The sequence below is a fragment of the Pseudomonas sp. I2 genome, from assembly GCF_040984075.1.
Classification (GTDB): domain Bacteria; phylum Pseudomonadota; class Gammaproteobacteria; order Pseudomonadales; family Pseudomonadaceae; genus Aquipseudomonas; species Aquipseudomonas guariconensis_B.
In genome coordinates, this window is the sequence record NZ_JBCGFQ010000043.1 from 1 (window position 1) to 14059 (window position 14059).

The window sequence follows — 14059 nt, forward strand, 5'->3', positions numbered from 1 at the left end:
TGCCACCCATGGCCACGATCGACAACAACCTCATCGGCTCCGTGCTCAATGCCCTGCCGATGGACAGCATGATTGCCGCCCCGCTGCAGGCGATGATCGATGCGCAAGTGACAGCCAGCAAGTCCTACGCCGAGTTCCTCATGCAGGTCTGCGTGGAAAACGGCAAGGCCCGCGCCGTCGAATTCAACTACGAAGAAACGGTGGTCGACGAGCAGGGCCAGGCCCAGGGCACCATTGCCCGGAAAATGCAGATCCCGCTGATGGCGGCCATCACCCACCCCAACATCTGCATCGAGCAAGGCACGGTCGAGTTCGAGCTGACCATCAGCCAGATGGCCGAGAGCAGCAAGTCCACCGAGGCCAATGCCGAACTCGAGGCCTCGCTTGGCTGGGGCCCGTTCAAGCTCAACGTCAAAGGCAGTGTCAGCCACAAGTCGGCGCAGACGCGCAAGACCGACACCCGCGCACGCTATGCCTTCAACACCACGGTGCGCCGCCAGGAACCACCCGAAGCACTGCAGCGCGTCATGGACTTCCTCACCGAAGCCGCCATCAAGCCCGTACCGGTGAGCAACGCGGACAAGGCGCCGAACCTGCCGCCGGCGCAGGCGTAGCAAGCCACCCTCCACCCATCCCCTGCCCCCGCTGCCCGCGGGGGTAGCCCCTTAGCGCTTGAGGAGCCTACCGCGTGGAATCCAGCATCCCCAGCCAAGCCCCGATGACTTCGAGCGACCTGAGCGACATCACCCGCGGCCTGCAAGAAGCCGCCGCGGCCACCAACACCTTGGTCGCCCAGCAGTACATCAGGCTGTTCGACCAGTTCTTCGACTACGACCCGAACGCATTGGGCAGCCCGATGAAGGCCAAGATGGTCGAAGTGGCCATGGACGGCCAACACAGTTTGCAGATCCCGCTGATCACCCTGGTATCTCCCCGTGGCCTGGCCCTGGAGCGCATGCAGGTCGACCTGTCGGTGCGGGTCAACGGCCTCGACGCCGGTGCCGCCGTCGAATCGGGCGCCGTTGGCGGCACTCGCTTCCAGGTGACGGTCGGCGCCGGTGGCAGGCGTACCGACCAGCGCGACCCGGACGAAGTGCAGATCCGCATGCAGTTCCAGGCCTGCGAGCCTCCCGAGGCGATCAATCGCCTGATCGAGGAATACACCAACCTCATCCTGCCCCGGCGCCAACCCGCCCCAGCCGCCACGGACGAGCAGCGCAACGAGTTCATCGACGCCGCCACGGTCCGTTAGAAATCCCGCTTGTAGAAAATGTCCAGCGAGCTGGCCAGCCCGCTGGCTGCCTCCAGGTACACCCTCTTGCTCAGCTTGTAGCGCAGGGCGATGGTATTGGCCGGCTCGAACACCCCGACGCCGTAACGCAGGCTCAGCCGCTCGGTCAGGTTGCCGCTGGCCACCACGCTGGTGCTGGTCCCCGAACCCTCGGTGTCGAGTTGGAAATCATCGATACCCAGGCTCGAGGCCAGGCTGCCGGTGAGCCCGGCGCTACCGGCCAGGCCCAGGCCGAGGGCCGCCTCGGCGAGCATGTTGCTGTCTTCGCCGGAGGCGCCCAGTGGCCGGCCGAGTACCAGGTACGACAGGGCCTGCTCCTGGCTCATGGCCGGCTCGGAGAACACCTGGCTGGTGGGTTGCTCGGCGCTGCCGCTCAGGCGGATGCCGGCGATCACATCGTCGACCCGGCGGATCGCTTCGATGTCCAGGTAGGGTTGGTCGATGGGGCCGGCGAACAGCAGGCGTGCGCGGCGAATGGTCAGGCGCTGGCCATAGGCCCGGTAGCGGCCGTCGGCCAGGCGCAGCTCGCCCCGGGTATCGAGGTTGTCGCCAATGTGCACGTGGCCCAGCAGGTTGGCTGTCAGGCCGAAGCCTGTGAACGACAGCTTGTCCTGGCCGACCTCGACATCGATATCCATGGCCACCGCCATGGGCGGCTTGCCCTCTTCGGTCTGGCGACCGACGATCACCGCGTCGTCGGACACCTTGACCGTCGACGGCGGTAACTCGCGCACAGTGATCTCGCCCTTGGGCACGTGCACCTTGCCAGTCACTGCCAGCCTTTCGTCGACCAGGCGGATGGTCAGGTCCGGCGCCACTTCCAGCGCCGCATAGGGCTCGACGTTGACCGGCAACTGCTGGCCTTGCAGGCGCAGGTCCACGCCCAGGGCCTGCCCCCAGGTCAGGTTGCCGTCGAGCTGGCCACGCCCGGCCTGGCCGCTGCGCCAGTTGCCTTTCAACTGCACCTGCTCGCCGGCGATCAACGCCTGTAGCGACAGGTCCTGCAGGCTGACCGGCAGCTGCGCGCCGCTCACCTCGCCCCCGGTCAAGGCCAGGCTGCCATTGACCTGGGGCGCCAGCAAGGTACCGGACAACCGACCACTGCCATTGAGCTGGCCGACCAGGCGCTCGACCATCGGCACGAACGGCCGGGCGATCGACAAGTCCAGCCCGGTGAGACGGAAGTCGCCGGACAGCGGCTTGTCCTTGCCCAGTGGATCGAGCCGGGTCGTCAGGTTCAGCTCGCCCAGGCGCTCGCCACGAAAATCCAGGCGGGTATCGATGCGCCGCGGATCGAGCGTGCTGTCCAGGCGCAGCACCTGGTACGGGAAATCGATCCAGCGCCCGTTGTCGCGTACCCGCAGGGTGCCGCCGCTGGCGTCGACGTGGACGCTGCCCTTGGGCCCGCTGGCGGGTATGTCCAGATTGATGTCGGCGCCGAGCAGGCCCTGCCAGGCGAAATCCTTCGGCAACCACTGGGCCAGGCTGTCCAGCGGGAACTGCTTGAGGTGAAAGCGCAGGCGCGGCTGCGGCGCCAGGCGCTGGTCTTCGCCGCACAGGCTGGCTTGGCCGGCGCGCCAGCAATGGGCACCCAGGTCCAACTGGCCGTTGGCCAGGCGCTGCACCCGCGCCGGGGCCTGCAAGCGCCAGTCCTGGCCGCCGGCCTGGATTCGCCCGCTGGCCAGGCGGCCGTGCCAGTCCCCTTTGGCCAACTGGCCGTCCGCGGCCAGGTCGAGCTTGAGTTGTGGCCCATCGAGGCCCACGGTGGCCGCCTGCTGACGGATGTCGCCCTTGCCTTCGACGTCCAGGTTGCCCAGCGCCGTGTCACCCAGGCGGATGTCGCCTGCCTCGAGCGTGACCAGCCCACGCTGGGCATTGTCCAGGCGGGCGTCCAGGGCCAGGCGCTGGATGCGGTTGTCGGCCTGGCCCAGCCGCTGACCCTGCAGGGTCAGGCTGCCTTGTGGCGCCGCCAGGGTACCGGCCAGGTCCAGCCGCCCCTTGACCTGGCCGTGCAACTGCGGCCACAGCTGGCCCAGGCGCGGCAGGTCGAGATCGATGCGCCCGGCCAGACGCTGCTGCAGGCTGCCGCTGCCATTGATGCGGTTATCGCCCAGTTGCACCGCCAGACTGCCCAGGGTCCAGTGCTCACCGGCGCCCTCGGCCTCGACCTTGAGCAGTGCCGGCTGGCCACGCAGGCGCCCCTTGAGGTCGAGTTGCGCCTGCAACTGCAAGCGCTCGTTCTTCATTTCCCCCTGGCTGCGCAATGGGCCGGCCAGGGTGCCCGGCAGCTCCGCGACCCAGTAGGCCGGGTCGAGGGCCGACAACTGCAAGTCGACATCCCAGGCCAGGGTATCGGCGAAGCGCAGCGCGAGCGTGCCGGTGGCCTTGCCCTGCCCGGCATTCAGGGCCAGCTGCGGCAGGCGCACTTGGGTCAAGTCACCCTCGAAGGGGCTGGCCAGGCTGAAGGCGCCCGCCGGACCATCGAGGTCGCCGGCGAAGGTGCCCTGGTAGTTGCCGTCGCGGTACTGCACCTGGGCGTTGAAGCGCTTGAGGGTGACCTGCGGCGCCTCCTCCAGGGGGTAGAGGCGCAACCAGGGGAAGTCCAGCCAGTCGACCTTCGCATCGGCCGCCAGCCCCTGCTGCCAATCGGCACTGGCCTGCAGCTTGACCCGCTGCTGGTCGTCGGCATTGAGGTCGAGGGCATCGAGCCTGGCGCCCTTGGCATCCACCCGCCCCGCCAGGAGCAGGCCGATCGGCCCCTGCTCGGCCGGCAAGCTGGCCGAGCCGGACAGCTGGTAGCCCTCGAGCAAGTCGCCCTTGGCATCGAGGCGAAGCTGGTTCAACTGCAAGGTGTCCGGCAGCGACGCGGAGGGTTTGAAGGCATCGGCACGAATGCTCAACATCGCGGGCAAGTGCTCGGCCAGTGGCTGCAGCGCGCCGCTCAGGTGCGCGTCGAGATAACCGCTGCTGGTGGCCTCGAGGTCGAGGGTCTTCTGCAGGTCGCCCTTGGCGTTCAGCCCCAGTTGCCAGGGCTGGCCATCCACGGCAGGCAACTGCAGCGTGCCGCCCAGTTGCAGCGGCCAGTCGCCTTGCGGTTGGAGGTTACCTTGCAGGCTCAGGTGCAACTCGTCGCGCTGCAGTTGCAGGGTGTCGATGCGCAGGCCTTCGGCCGTCCAGTGCGCGGCCAGTTGCAGGTCGCCCAGCAGATCGCTGCCATCGAGGCGCAGTTGGCCGACCTTGACTTCGCCCAGCTCGATGGCCAGCGGCAGACGCAGCGCTGGCAACTGCAACGGGCCGCTGTCCGGCGCTGGCTCAGCGGGGGCGAAGCCCATGTCGACCCGCTCGGCTTGCAGCCGCTCGATGCACAGCCTGGCCCCCAACAGGCACCCCGGCGACCAGGCCATGTGCGGCGCCAGCACCTCGACCCGATTGCCAGCGTCGGCCCAGAGCAGCCGCTCGGCCTGCCAGCCACCGCCCAGGCGCCCCTGGAAGCCCGTGACCTCCAGCCCCGGCACCTGCTTCAGGGCCCAGCCGCTGCCGGCCTGGGTACCGAGCACCAGGCCAAGCGCCAGCGCGACCAGGGCCAGCAGGCCCAGCACGGTCAGCAGGAGGTATTTGAAAACACGCGTCACAGCTCAGGCCCCATGGAAAAGTGCAGACGCAAACCTCCGTCGTCGTCCAGCGCCCGGGCCAGGTCCAGGCGCAACGGCCCGACCGGAGAGACCCAGCGCACGCCGATACCGACGCCGGTCTTGAGGCTGGGCAGCTCCAGCGTATTGAACGAGTTGCCCTGGTCGATGAACGTCGCCACGCGCCATTTTTCGGTCAGCGAATACTGGTACTCGGCGCTGCCGGCCACCAGGTAGCGGCCGCCGATACGGTCGCCATCGCTGTTCTTCGGCGACAGGCTCTGGTAGTCGTAACCCCGTACGCTCTGGTCGCCGCCGGCGAAGAAGCGCAGCGATGGCGGGATGTTGTGCTTGTAGCCGTTGGTGGCACTGCCGCCGAACTGCACACGACCCAGCAGGCGGTGGCGCTGGCCGAGCGTGGTCAGGCCCTTGAGCAGGACGTTGCCATGCAGCAGGTTGGTGTCCGAGACCAGCCCTTCCTTGGCGGCCTGCAGGTCGAACTGCAGGCGGTAGCCATTGTGCGGGTCGATACGGTTGTCGCTGCGCAGGTAGGCGAAGCTCACCCCAGGCATCAGCAGGTTGCTCAAGCCCGAGTCGTCGCCCAGGCGGTATTCCTCGCGCTGGTACTTGAGCGAGATCACCCGTTGCCAGCCGCTGGGCAGCTTGCTGTGCCACTCCGGGCCGACCGTCAGCAGCTTGCTCAGGGTATCGGTGCCGGCGATCTCTTCGTTCTGGTAGCCGCCGGCGAAACGCAGCTTGTCGGTCAGGGGTGGGTCGAGGGGGATGTCGTACCACAGGCCGACGTTCTGCCGTGGCGCCGACAGTTCGGTTTCCCAGCCGTAGCTATGGCCCTGGGGGTTGACCCAGTGCCGGGTCCAGTTGGCCTTGCCGCGCGGGCCGACGTCGGTCGAGAAACCCAGGCCCAGCCCCATGGTGCGGGGCTTGCGGGTCTCAAGCAGGACATCCACCGGCACCACCTCGTCGACCGCGGCGGTCGGCGCCGCGTCGACACGCACGCCCTCGAAGTAGCCACTGGACTGCAGGTCATTGTTGAGTTCGGCGATCAGCTCCGAGTCGTAGGGCGTGCCAGGCTTGAAGGCAACCATGCGCTGCAGCAGGTCGTCGTCCAGCGGGGTGTCGCCGCCGAAGGTGACCGCGCCCAGGCGGTAGCGAGGACCGCTCTGGTAGACCAGTTCGATGTCGGCGACCCCGGCCCGTGGGTCGACGGCCAGGCGTTGCCGGCTGAAGCGGCCCTCGAAGAAGCCATAGCGCGAAGCCTGGTTCTGGATCAGCCGCTTGGCGTCCTCGTAGACACCATGGTTGAGCTGTTCGCCCGGGCGCAGGGCCTTGGCGTCGGGAATGCGGAACGCTTTCATCTCGCTGGCCGGCCCTTCGATGCGCACGGTCACGTTGCGCAGGCGCACCGGCTCACCCAGCTCGATGTGGATGATCAATTGCGCTGGGTGGTCCTTTTCGCTCGGCGGCTTGACCTCGCTGGCGATCCGCACCTGGTAGTAACCCAGGGCCTGGGCGGCTTTGCGCGCCTGCTCCTGGGCGCCGCGGCTAAAGCGCAGCAAGGCCTCTTCGTCGCGGTCCCCGAGGCTGCCGATATAGCCTTCCACATTGGCCTTCAGGGCCTTGTTGGCCGGTTTCACCCGCACCAGCAATTCGCTCTGGGCCCACACTACGCTGCTGGCGGCCCAAAGGATCAGGCCCCAGGTAAGTCTTCCTGAATACGTCATGCGGCGCATGCTACCAGAGGCGCGCCACGAGTGCGCCGCTTGTCGGCTTCGTCACGCCGTCGCCGGCCTCGACGACGACGGATTGGGGTGGAAGAACACCCGCTCGCGGATCGGCCCCACGGCGATCTCACCGATCTCCTGGTAGCCCTGGCGCTGGTAGAACGCCAGGTAGTGGGCGTTGCCGGTATCCAGGATCACGCCTTGGGTGTCAGGGTCTTCGGCGCACCAGTCGTGCACCGCCTGGAGCAACTGCTCACCATAGTGCTGCCCCTGGAACTGCGGGTGCACGCCGAGCAAGGGCAGCACATGCACCTGGTCCGTGGGCAGGCAGGCGGCCAGCGCGGCCTGGTAGTCGAGGTAGCGCCGGGTGCAGCGCAGGCCCGTACCGAGGATCATGCGCAGGCGCCAGCTCCAGCTGTCGGCCACGCCCAGGCGGCGGTACGGCGGCACGATCAGCGCCAGGCCCACCAGGCGATCGTCCAGCAACAGGCCGATGGCCGGCAGTTGCATGTAGAAATGCTGGCGCACCCACTCGCGCACCATCGCCCGTAGGCGCCGCTCGTAGCCCGGGCGCTGGGCCTCGAACACATAGGCGAAGGTGGGCTCGTGGCGATAGGCATGGAACAGCAGCGAGCGCGCCTCGCTGCTGTAGCCATCGTCGAGCATGCAGATCCGGGCCGGGGCGGCAGTGGCGTCGGGCATCGTCGGCAGTCCTCCTGGAATGGTCATGCAGTGTCTTGGAGGTGATCCTCCACGCATCGTTCAGCCCCCCAGCACGTTAGCAGTGCCAGCGCTTGGGTGCCATGCTGGTGGTGACGGCCGATGTCGGCTAGCATCCGAGGCTTTTACCAGGATTGTCTTTCCATGAAGATCGTCTCGTTCAACATCAATGGCCTGCGCGCCCGCCCTCACCAGTTGGCGGCGGTGATCGAGAAACACCAGCCGGACGTGATCGGCCTGCAGGAAACCAAGGTCAGCGACGATCAGTTCCCGCTGGCCGACATCCAGGCGCTCGGCTACCACGTGCATTTCCATGGCCAGAAGGGCCACTACGGGGTCGCCCTGCTCTCGCGCCGGGAGCCGCTTTCGCTGTTCAAGGGCTTCGCGGACGATGAAGAAGATGCCCAGCGGCGTTTCATCTGGGGCACCTTCGTCGACGCCAACGGCACGCCCATCACCGTCATGAATGGCTACTTCCCCCAGGGCGAAAGCCGCGACCACCCCACCAAGTTCCCGGCCAAGCAGCGCTTCTACCGCGACCTGCAGAGCCTGCTGGAAGGTCAGTTCCGCAGTGACCAACCGTTGCTGGTGATGGGCGACATGAACATCTCGCCCCAGGACTGCGACATCGGCATCGGCCCGGACAATGCCAAGCGCTGGCTCAGGACCGGCAAGTGCAGCTTCTTGCCCGAGGAGCGGGAGTGGATGGAGCGCCTCAAGAACTGGGGCCTGGTCGACAGTTTCCGCCACCTGCACCCGGAGGTGGACGACCGCTTCAGCTGGTTCGACTACCGCAGCCGCGGCTTCGAGGACGAGCCCAAGCGCGGCCTGCGCATCGACCTGATCATGGCCTCCCATGGCCTGGTGCCGCGACTCAAGGCAGCGGGCGTGGACTACGACCTGCGGGGCATGGAAAAGCCCTCCGACCATGCGCCTATCTGGCTGGAATTGCACTGACTCAAGCGGCAAGCTGCAAGCTACAAGCGGCAAGAGAACGTGAGCACCGCACCGCTTTACTTGCGGCTTGGCGCTTGCCGCTCCCCCCATCGCACCGGACTCCCCCCATGAATGCTGCAAAGGACACTGCACCCCCGCCCGCCACCTCGACCCTGGACATGCGGCCGTTGTTGCTGGTCAACATGGCTTGCACCATGTCGATGATGGCGTTCGTCTCGCTGATCGGCCCGATCGCCCGGCTGCTGGGCATGGCCACCTGGCAGGCCGGTGCGGCGGTGACCGTGGCCGGCGTGGTCTGGGTCGTGCTGGCACAGCCGTGGGGGCGCGCCGCCGACCGTCATGGGCGGCGACGGGTGTTGCTGCTGGGCAGCGCAGGCTTCGCCCTGGCCTACTGGGGGCTGTGCCTGTTCATCGATGGCGCGCTGCGCTGGTTGCCGGGTGCCACCCTGGCCTTTCTCGGCCTGATGCTGGCACGCGGGCTGATCGGCGCGTTCTACGCGGCCCTGCCGGTGGGCTGCAACGCACTGATCGCCGATCATGTCGAGCCGCAACGGCGTGCCGGGGCCCTGGCGTCGCTGGGCGCGGCCAACGCCGTCGGCCTGGTGATGGGGCCGGCCCTGGCGGCGCTGCTGGCACGCCATAGCCTGAGCCTGCCGTTCTATATCATGTCGCTGCTGCCGGCGACCGCCTTCCTCGTGCTGCTGTTCAAGCTCAAGCCGCAACCCCTGCCCCAGCGCCATGCACCCAGCCCGGTACGCCTGGCCGACCCGCGCCTGCGCCGCCCACTGCTGGTGGCCTTCAGCGCCATGCTCAGCGTGACGGTGGTGCAGATCACCGTGGGGTTCTTCGCTCTCGACCGCCTGCAACTGGGCTCGGCCGAGGCGGCCCAGGTCGCCGGCATCGCCCTGACCACGGTCGGCGTGGCGCTGATCCTGGCGCAGGTGCTGCTGCGTCGATTGCAGTGGCCACCGCTGAAGATGATCCGGGTTGGCGCCAGCGTGTCGGCCCTGGGCTTCGCCTGCGCCGCCCTGGCCCTCAGCGCCCCCTGGCTGTGGGCCTCGTTCTTCGTCGCCGCGGCCGGCATGGGCTTCGTCTTCCCGGCCTTCTCGGCGTTGGCGGCCAATGCCATGCAGGCCTCGGAACAGGGCGCTACCGCAGGTTCGGTCGGCGCCGCCCAGGGCATGGGCGCGGTAGTCGGGCCCCTGGCCGGTACCCTGGTCTATGCGCTCGACCCGCGCCTGCCGTTCCTGGCGGTGGCGGCCCTGTTGCTGCTGGTCGGCCTGTGGCCGATGCCCGGCGCGCAACGCCGCTGACAAGCACAGCGCGTTGCCGCCCAGAGTGTGTTTTAATGCGTCGCCCATTATTTTTGACACCTCTTACTACAAGGCGGCTATGGACACGGGGACACGACTCAAACTGGTGCGTGAACGCAACAACCTCTCCCAACGGGAACTGGCCCGCCGCAGCGGCCTGACCAACTCGACGATCTCGCAGATCGAGCAGAACCGCGTCAGCCCCTCGGTCAGTTCCCTGAAGAAACTGCTCGAAGGGATCCCCATGACCCTGGCCGAGTTCTTCGCCTTCGACGAGCCGGTGCGGGAAGAGCGCTACGTGTTCCGTGCGGGCGAGCAGCCCGACCTGGGCCGCAACGGCCTGCGCATGCTGCTGGTCGGCGCCAGCGTCGAAGGCCGGCAGATGCGCATGCTGCGCGAGCTCTATGCGCCCGGCGCCGACTCCGGCGAGCCGATCGTGCATTCCGAAGGCGAAGAATGCGGCCTGGTCACCCGGGGCACCATCGAACTGTGGGTCGATGGCCAGGTGAGCGTCCTCAACTCCGGCGATGGTTACTACATCCCCACCACGCTGCCGCACAGCTTCAAGAACATCGGCCCGGACGAAGCGGAAATCATCAGCGCCAACACCCCGGCCAACTTCTGACCGGCGCCCAGGTCAGGCGCGCGCCAGGGCCTCCTCGACGAAATCCAGGCGGTCCTGGCCGAAGAACATCCGCTCGCCGACGAAGCAGGTCGGCGCGCCGAACACACCCCGTGCCACCGCCTCCTCCGTCGCCCGCTTGAGCGCCTCCTTGACCTCGGCCTGGGCAACCAGTGCATGGAACACCGCGGGGTCGAAGCCACCCTGCTCCAGGGTTTCGTCCAGCACCGCCGCCTCGCCAAGATTGCGCCGGTGTACCCAGAGCCCGTTGAACAATACCTCGAGCAGCGCCTCGAAGCGCTCCGGTGCCCGCAACTGGATGCCGATGGCGCCGCGCATCAGGGTCAACGTGTTCACCGGAAAGCCCGGCGGCAAGCCGAATGGCACGCCGTAGCGGTCGGCGAAACGCTTGAGGTCATCGAACATGTAGCGGCCCTTGGCCGGGACCATCACCGGCGACGCATTGCCCGTGGCCTTGAACACCCCGCCCAGCAACATCGGCCGGTAGCGCAACGTAGCGCCGTGGCGGGTACAGAGGGTGGGCAGTTGGGTCCAGGCCAGGTAGCTGGCCGGGCTGCCCAAGTCAAAGAAGAATTCGACGTGCTTGCTCATGACGTGGTCCTTTTTTCTCGGCAACAGTGGCTACCAGCGCTCCATCCACGGGCGCAGGTCCAGTTCGAAGGTCCAGGCATCCCGTGGCTGGGCATGCAGGAACCAGTAGCTGTCGGCGATGTGCGCCGGATCGAGGATACCGTCCTGGTCCTTGAGTGCGTAGCACTCGGGGAAGCTGTCACGGATGAACGCCGTATCGATGGCGCCATCCACCACCACGTGGGCCACATGGATGTTCCGTGGCCCCAGCTCGCGCGCCATGCTCTGGGCCAACGCACGCAGGCCATGCTTGGCCCCAGCGAAGGCAGCGAACCCGGCGGCGCCCCGGGTACCGGCCGTGGCGCCGGTGAACAGTAGCGTGCCGCGCGCGCGGGTGACCATGCGCCGGGCCACCGCCTGGGCGGTGAGAAAGCCGGCGAAGCAAGCCATTTCCCAGATCTTGAAGTACTTGCGCGGCGTCTCGTCGAGGATGCTGCAAGGCACGTTGGCGCCGATATTGAAGACGAAGACCTCGATCGGGCCGATGTCACGCTCGATGGTCTCGACCAGCGCCGCCACTTCATCCTCCTTGCGTGCGTCGGAGCCGAAGCCATGGGCCTGGCCACCGGCGGCACGGATCTCGTCCAGCAGCGGTTGCAGCTTGTCGACCTGGCGCCGGGTGACGCAGGCGATGTAGCCCTCGCGGGCGAAGCGCTTGGCGATCGCCCCACCAGTGGCATCGCCCGCCCCGATCACCAGGGCCACTTTGGGTTGTGCGGACATCGGCGCCTCCTTTTGATAAATGATCGTTTAGTAAACGAACGCTATGTTATGATCGCGACCATCGTCAAGCCCGCGCCCAGAGGTTCCTCGATGCGCTACTCCACCGAGCACAAGCAACAGACCCGCGAGAAACTGCTGGCCAGCAGCGGCGCGCTGGCCAAGCGCGGCGGTTTCGCCACCACCGGCGTGGCCGGGCTGATGAAGGCCATCGGCCTGACCGGCGGTGCGTTCTACAACCACTTTCCGTCCAAGGACGACCTGTTCACCGAGGTGGTGCGGCGCGAGCTGTCCAACAGCCCACTGGCTCGCCTGGCCGAACAAGGCGCCAGCCGCGAGCGCCTGCAACGCTGCCTGGAGCAGTACCTGAGCCTGGCGCACCTGCACAATGCCGAGGGCGGCTGCCCGTTGCCGCCGCTGGGCGTGGAGATCGCCCGCGCCGGGCGCGAGGTCCGTGAGGAGGCCGAGCACTGGCTGGTGGCCTTGCACACGGCCTGGAGCGCGACCCTGGAGGATGGTGAACTGGCCTGGGCGTTGATCAGCCAATGCGTCGGTGCCCTGGTGGTCGCCCGCATGCTCGCCAGCGAAGCGGTGCAGGCCCGGGTACTGGAGGCCAGCCGGCAGGTCGTCGCGAGGGCACTGGATGAAACTCGCTAGCGCCTTTCTCGGCCTGGTCCTGGCGCTCCCGGCGGCGGCCGAGAACGCGTGCCCGCCAGGGCAATACCAGGTGTGCCTGATGGGCTGCTTCTGCGCCCCGATCGATCCCGGGCAGGCCGGCAAGGTACTGGAGGACGTCGAGCGCATGGCCTCCTCGAGCCTCGCCTTCGCCCTGCGCCAGGCCCGCGACGAGGCCACGGCCAGCGGTACCCAGCCGATCCCTCTGCATATCCGCGCCCAGCTCGAGCCCTGGTACGACTTCGCCGTGCTCGACGCGGTGCGCTACCGGGTCGGCGACGAACAGCAGGTCAGCGCGGCCAATGCGCTGTTGCACAATCCGGATGTGAATGCGGTGACACTGATCGATACCATCATCTTCCGCCATGCCCGGGATGCCGAGGACAACGTCGCGCTCTGGGCCCATGAACTCATGCATGTGCAGCAGTACCAGACGCTAGGGGTGGAGGGATTCGCCCAGCGCTACACCCGCGACTACCAGGCGCTCGAGGGGCCGGCCTACGCGATCGAGGCCGAGGTGGCCAAGGTGCTGCGCGAGCGTGCGGCGGGGCGGCGGCGCTGAGTTGCAAGCAGGCTGCGAGAGGGGGCGCTGGCCCGTCAGGAACAGCGCTGCGCCTCTGCCGCCCCCGCCTCCTCTCGGCTGGCGTACCGCTGCGCCAGTACCGCACAGACCATCAGCTGGATCTGGTGGAACAGCATCAGCGGCAAAATCATCGCCCCGATACCGCCGCCAACGAACAACACCTGGGCCATGGGCACACCGGTGGCCAGGCTCTTCTTCGACCCGGCGAAGAGGATGGTGATGCGATCCTCCAGGTCGAACCCAAGCAGGCGCCCGAGCAGCCGCGTGCCGAACAGCACCACGGCCAGGAGAATGCCGCACACCGCGAACAACCCGGCCAGGTGCTCTGGCGAGACGGTGTGCCACAGCCCGGTGACCACCGCTTCGCTGAACGCCGTGAAGACCACCAACAGGATCGAACCCTGGTCCACCAGCTTCAGCCAGCGTGCATTGCGCTTGACCCACGCCCCGATCCAGCGCCGGGCGACTTGCCCGGCCACGAAAGGCACCAGCAGTTGCAGGGTGATCTTGAGCACCGCATCCAGCCCCGAGCCGGTGTCGCCGCTGGCACCGAGCAGCAACATCACCAGCAAAGGCGTCAGGAAGATGCCCAGCAGGCTGGACGCCGCGGCACTGCAGATCGCCGCTGGCACGTTGCCGCGCGCCAGCGAAGTGAAGGCGATCGCCGACTGCACAGTGGCCGGCAGCGCGCACAAGTAGAGCACGCCCAGGTACAGCTCGTTGCCCACCAGCGGCACGAACAGCGGCTTGAATGCCAGGCCCAGCAGCGGGAAGAGCACGAAGGTGCAGGCGAACACCAGCAAGTGCAGACGCCAGTGGCTGGCCCCGGCGATGACCGCCTCGCGCGACAGCTTGGCGCCATGCAGGAAGAACAGCAGGCCGATGGCCAGGTTGGTCAGCCAGCCGAAGAACACCGCGCCGTCGCCCGAGCAGGGCAGCACGGTGGCGACGAGGACCACCCCGAGCAGGGCCAGGGTGAAATTGTCGAAAAGCATGCGCAGGTACTTCATGGCAGGGTCCATCTTGTCATTGTCCAAGGCCAGACGATAAGGTCTGCCGTCTCCCGCCGCTAACGCCGGAACCCCCAGCCGTATCGCCGAACGGACACCTCGAGGCCCGCCTCGCCCCATCAGCCCCTTCCAACCTGGAGCCATGA

Annotated in this window: 13 protein-coding genes; 7 read left to right on the plus strand and 6 right to left on the minus strand. The window is 67.5% G+C overall.

Annotated elements, in window-relative coordinates; translation table 11 throughout:
• Positions 1-8 precede the first annotated feature (8 nt).
• Positions 9-614 (plus strand): DUF2589 domain-containing protein, encoded by a 606-nt coding sequence (locus WCE05_RS19905; RefSeq protein ID WP_225790051.1) that lies wholly within the window; start codon positions 9-11, stop codon positions 612-614.
• Between the two features lie 104 nt (positions 615-718).
• Entirely contained in the window at positions 719-1252 is a 534-nt protein-coding gene (locus tag WCE05_RS19910; RefSeq protein WP_225790131.1) for a DUF2589 domain-containing protein, read from the plus strand.
• Here WCE05_RS19910 and WCE05_RS19915 read toward each other — a convergent pair.
• From WCE05_RS19915 to WCE05_RS19925, 3 genes are read right to left on the minus strand one after another with little or no spacing between them, the layout of a single operon-like run.
• The gene (locus WCE05_RS19915; RefSeq protein WP_368816426.1) at positions 1249-4923 is read right to left on the minus strand and encodes a translocation/assembly module TamB domain-containing protein; all 3675 of its coding nucleotides are present in this window, start codon (positions 4921-4923) and stop codon (positions 1249-1251) included. The two genes, WCE05_RS19910 and WCE05_RS19915, sit on opposite strands and share 4 nt — an antisense overlap.
• Positions 4920-6662, minus strand: a complete 1743-nt coding sequence (locus WCE05_RS19920; RefSeq protein WP_225790049.1) for an autotransporter assembly complex family protein — start codon at positions 6660-6662, stop codon at positions 4920-4922. Before WCE05_RS19920 ends, WCE05_RS19915 begins: the two co-directional genes overlap by 4 nt.
• A gap of 51 nt (positions 6663-6713) precedes the next feature.
• Entirely contained in the window at positions 6714-7364 is a 651-nt protein-coding gene (locus WCE05_RS19925) for an N-acetyltransferase (protein WP_225790048.1), read from the minus strand.
• A gap of 162 nt (positions 7365-7526) precedes the next feature.
• Between WCE05_RS19925 and xthA the strand changes: the two genes are divergently transcribed.
• The 3 genes from xthA (at position 7527) to WCE05_RS19940 (ending at position 10277) form a co-directional block, all read left to right on the plus strand.
• On the plus strand, positions 7527-8339 hold the full coding sequence (gene xthA, locus WCE05_RS19930) for an exodeoxyribonuclease III (RefSeq protein ID WP_225790047.1): 813 nt from the start codon (positions 7527-7529) through the stop codon (positions 8337-8339).
• Positions 8340-8446: 107 nt separating this feature from the next.
• A complete protein-coding gene (locus tag WCE05_RS19935) occupies positions 8447-9652 on the plus strand; it encodes an MFS transporter (protein WP_368816427.1) in 1206 nt (401 codons plus the stop codon).
• A gap of 79 nt (positions 9653-9731) precedes the next feature.
• Positions 9732-10277 carry a cupin domain-containing protein gene (locus WCE05_RS19940; protein WP_225790045.1) on the plus strand — a complete coding sequence of 182 codons (546 nt, stop codon included), beginning with the start codon at positions 9732-9734 and terminating at the stop codon, positions 10275-10277.
• Positions 10278-10289: 12 nt separating this feature from the next.
• On the opposite strand, the gene WCE05_RS19945 is transcribed toward WCE05_RS19940, so the two are convergent.
• On the minus strand, positions 10290-10886 hold the full coding sequence (locus WCE05_RS19945; protein WP_368816428.1) for a 2-hydroxychromene-2-carboxylate isomerase: 597 nt from the start codon (positions 10884-10886) through the stop codon (positions 10290-10292).
• Between the two features lie 30 nt (positions 10887-10916).
• Complete coding sequence (locus tag WCE05_RS19950; protein ID WP_368816429.1) at positions 10917-11648, minus strand: SDR family oxidoreductase; 732 nt, start codon at positions 11646-11648, stop codon at positions 10917-10919.
• A gap of 90 nt (positions 11649-11738) precedes the next feature.
• Here WCE05_RS19950 and WCE05_RS19955 point away from each other — a divergent pair, with 90 nt between their 5' ends.
• A complete protein-coding gene (locus WCE05_RS19955) occupies positions 11739-12302 on the plus strand; it encodes a TetR/AcrR family transcriptional regulator (protein WP_225790130.1) in 564 nt (187 codons plus the stop codon).
• Complete coding sequence (locus WCE05_RS19960; protein ID WP_225790042.1) at positions 12289-12882, plus strand: DUF4157 domain-containing protein; 594 nt, start codon at positions 12289-12291, stop codon at positions 12880-12882. Before WCE05_RS19955 ends, WCE05_RS19960 begins: the two co-directional genes overlap by 14 nt.
• 35 nt (positions 12883-12917) lie before the next feature.
• Here WCE05_RS19960 and WCE05_RS19965 read toward each other — a convergent pair whose 3' ends face one another.
• Positions 12918-13925 carry a bile acid:sodium symporter family protein gene (locus WCE05_RS19965; RefSeq protein WP_225790041.1) on the minus strand — a complete coding sequence of 336 codons (1008 nt, stop codon included), beginning with the start codon at positions 13923-13925 and terminating at the stop codon, positions 12918-12920.
• Between the last annotated feature and the right edge of the window lie 134 nt (positions 13926-14059).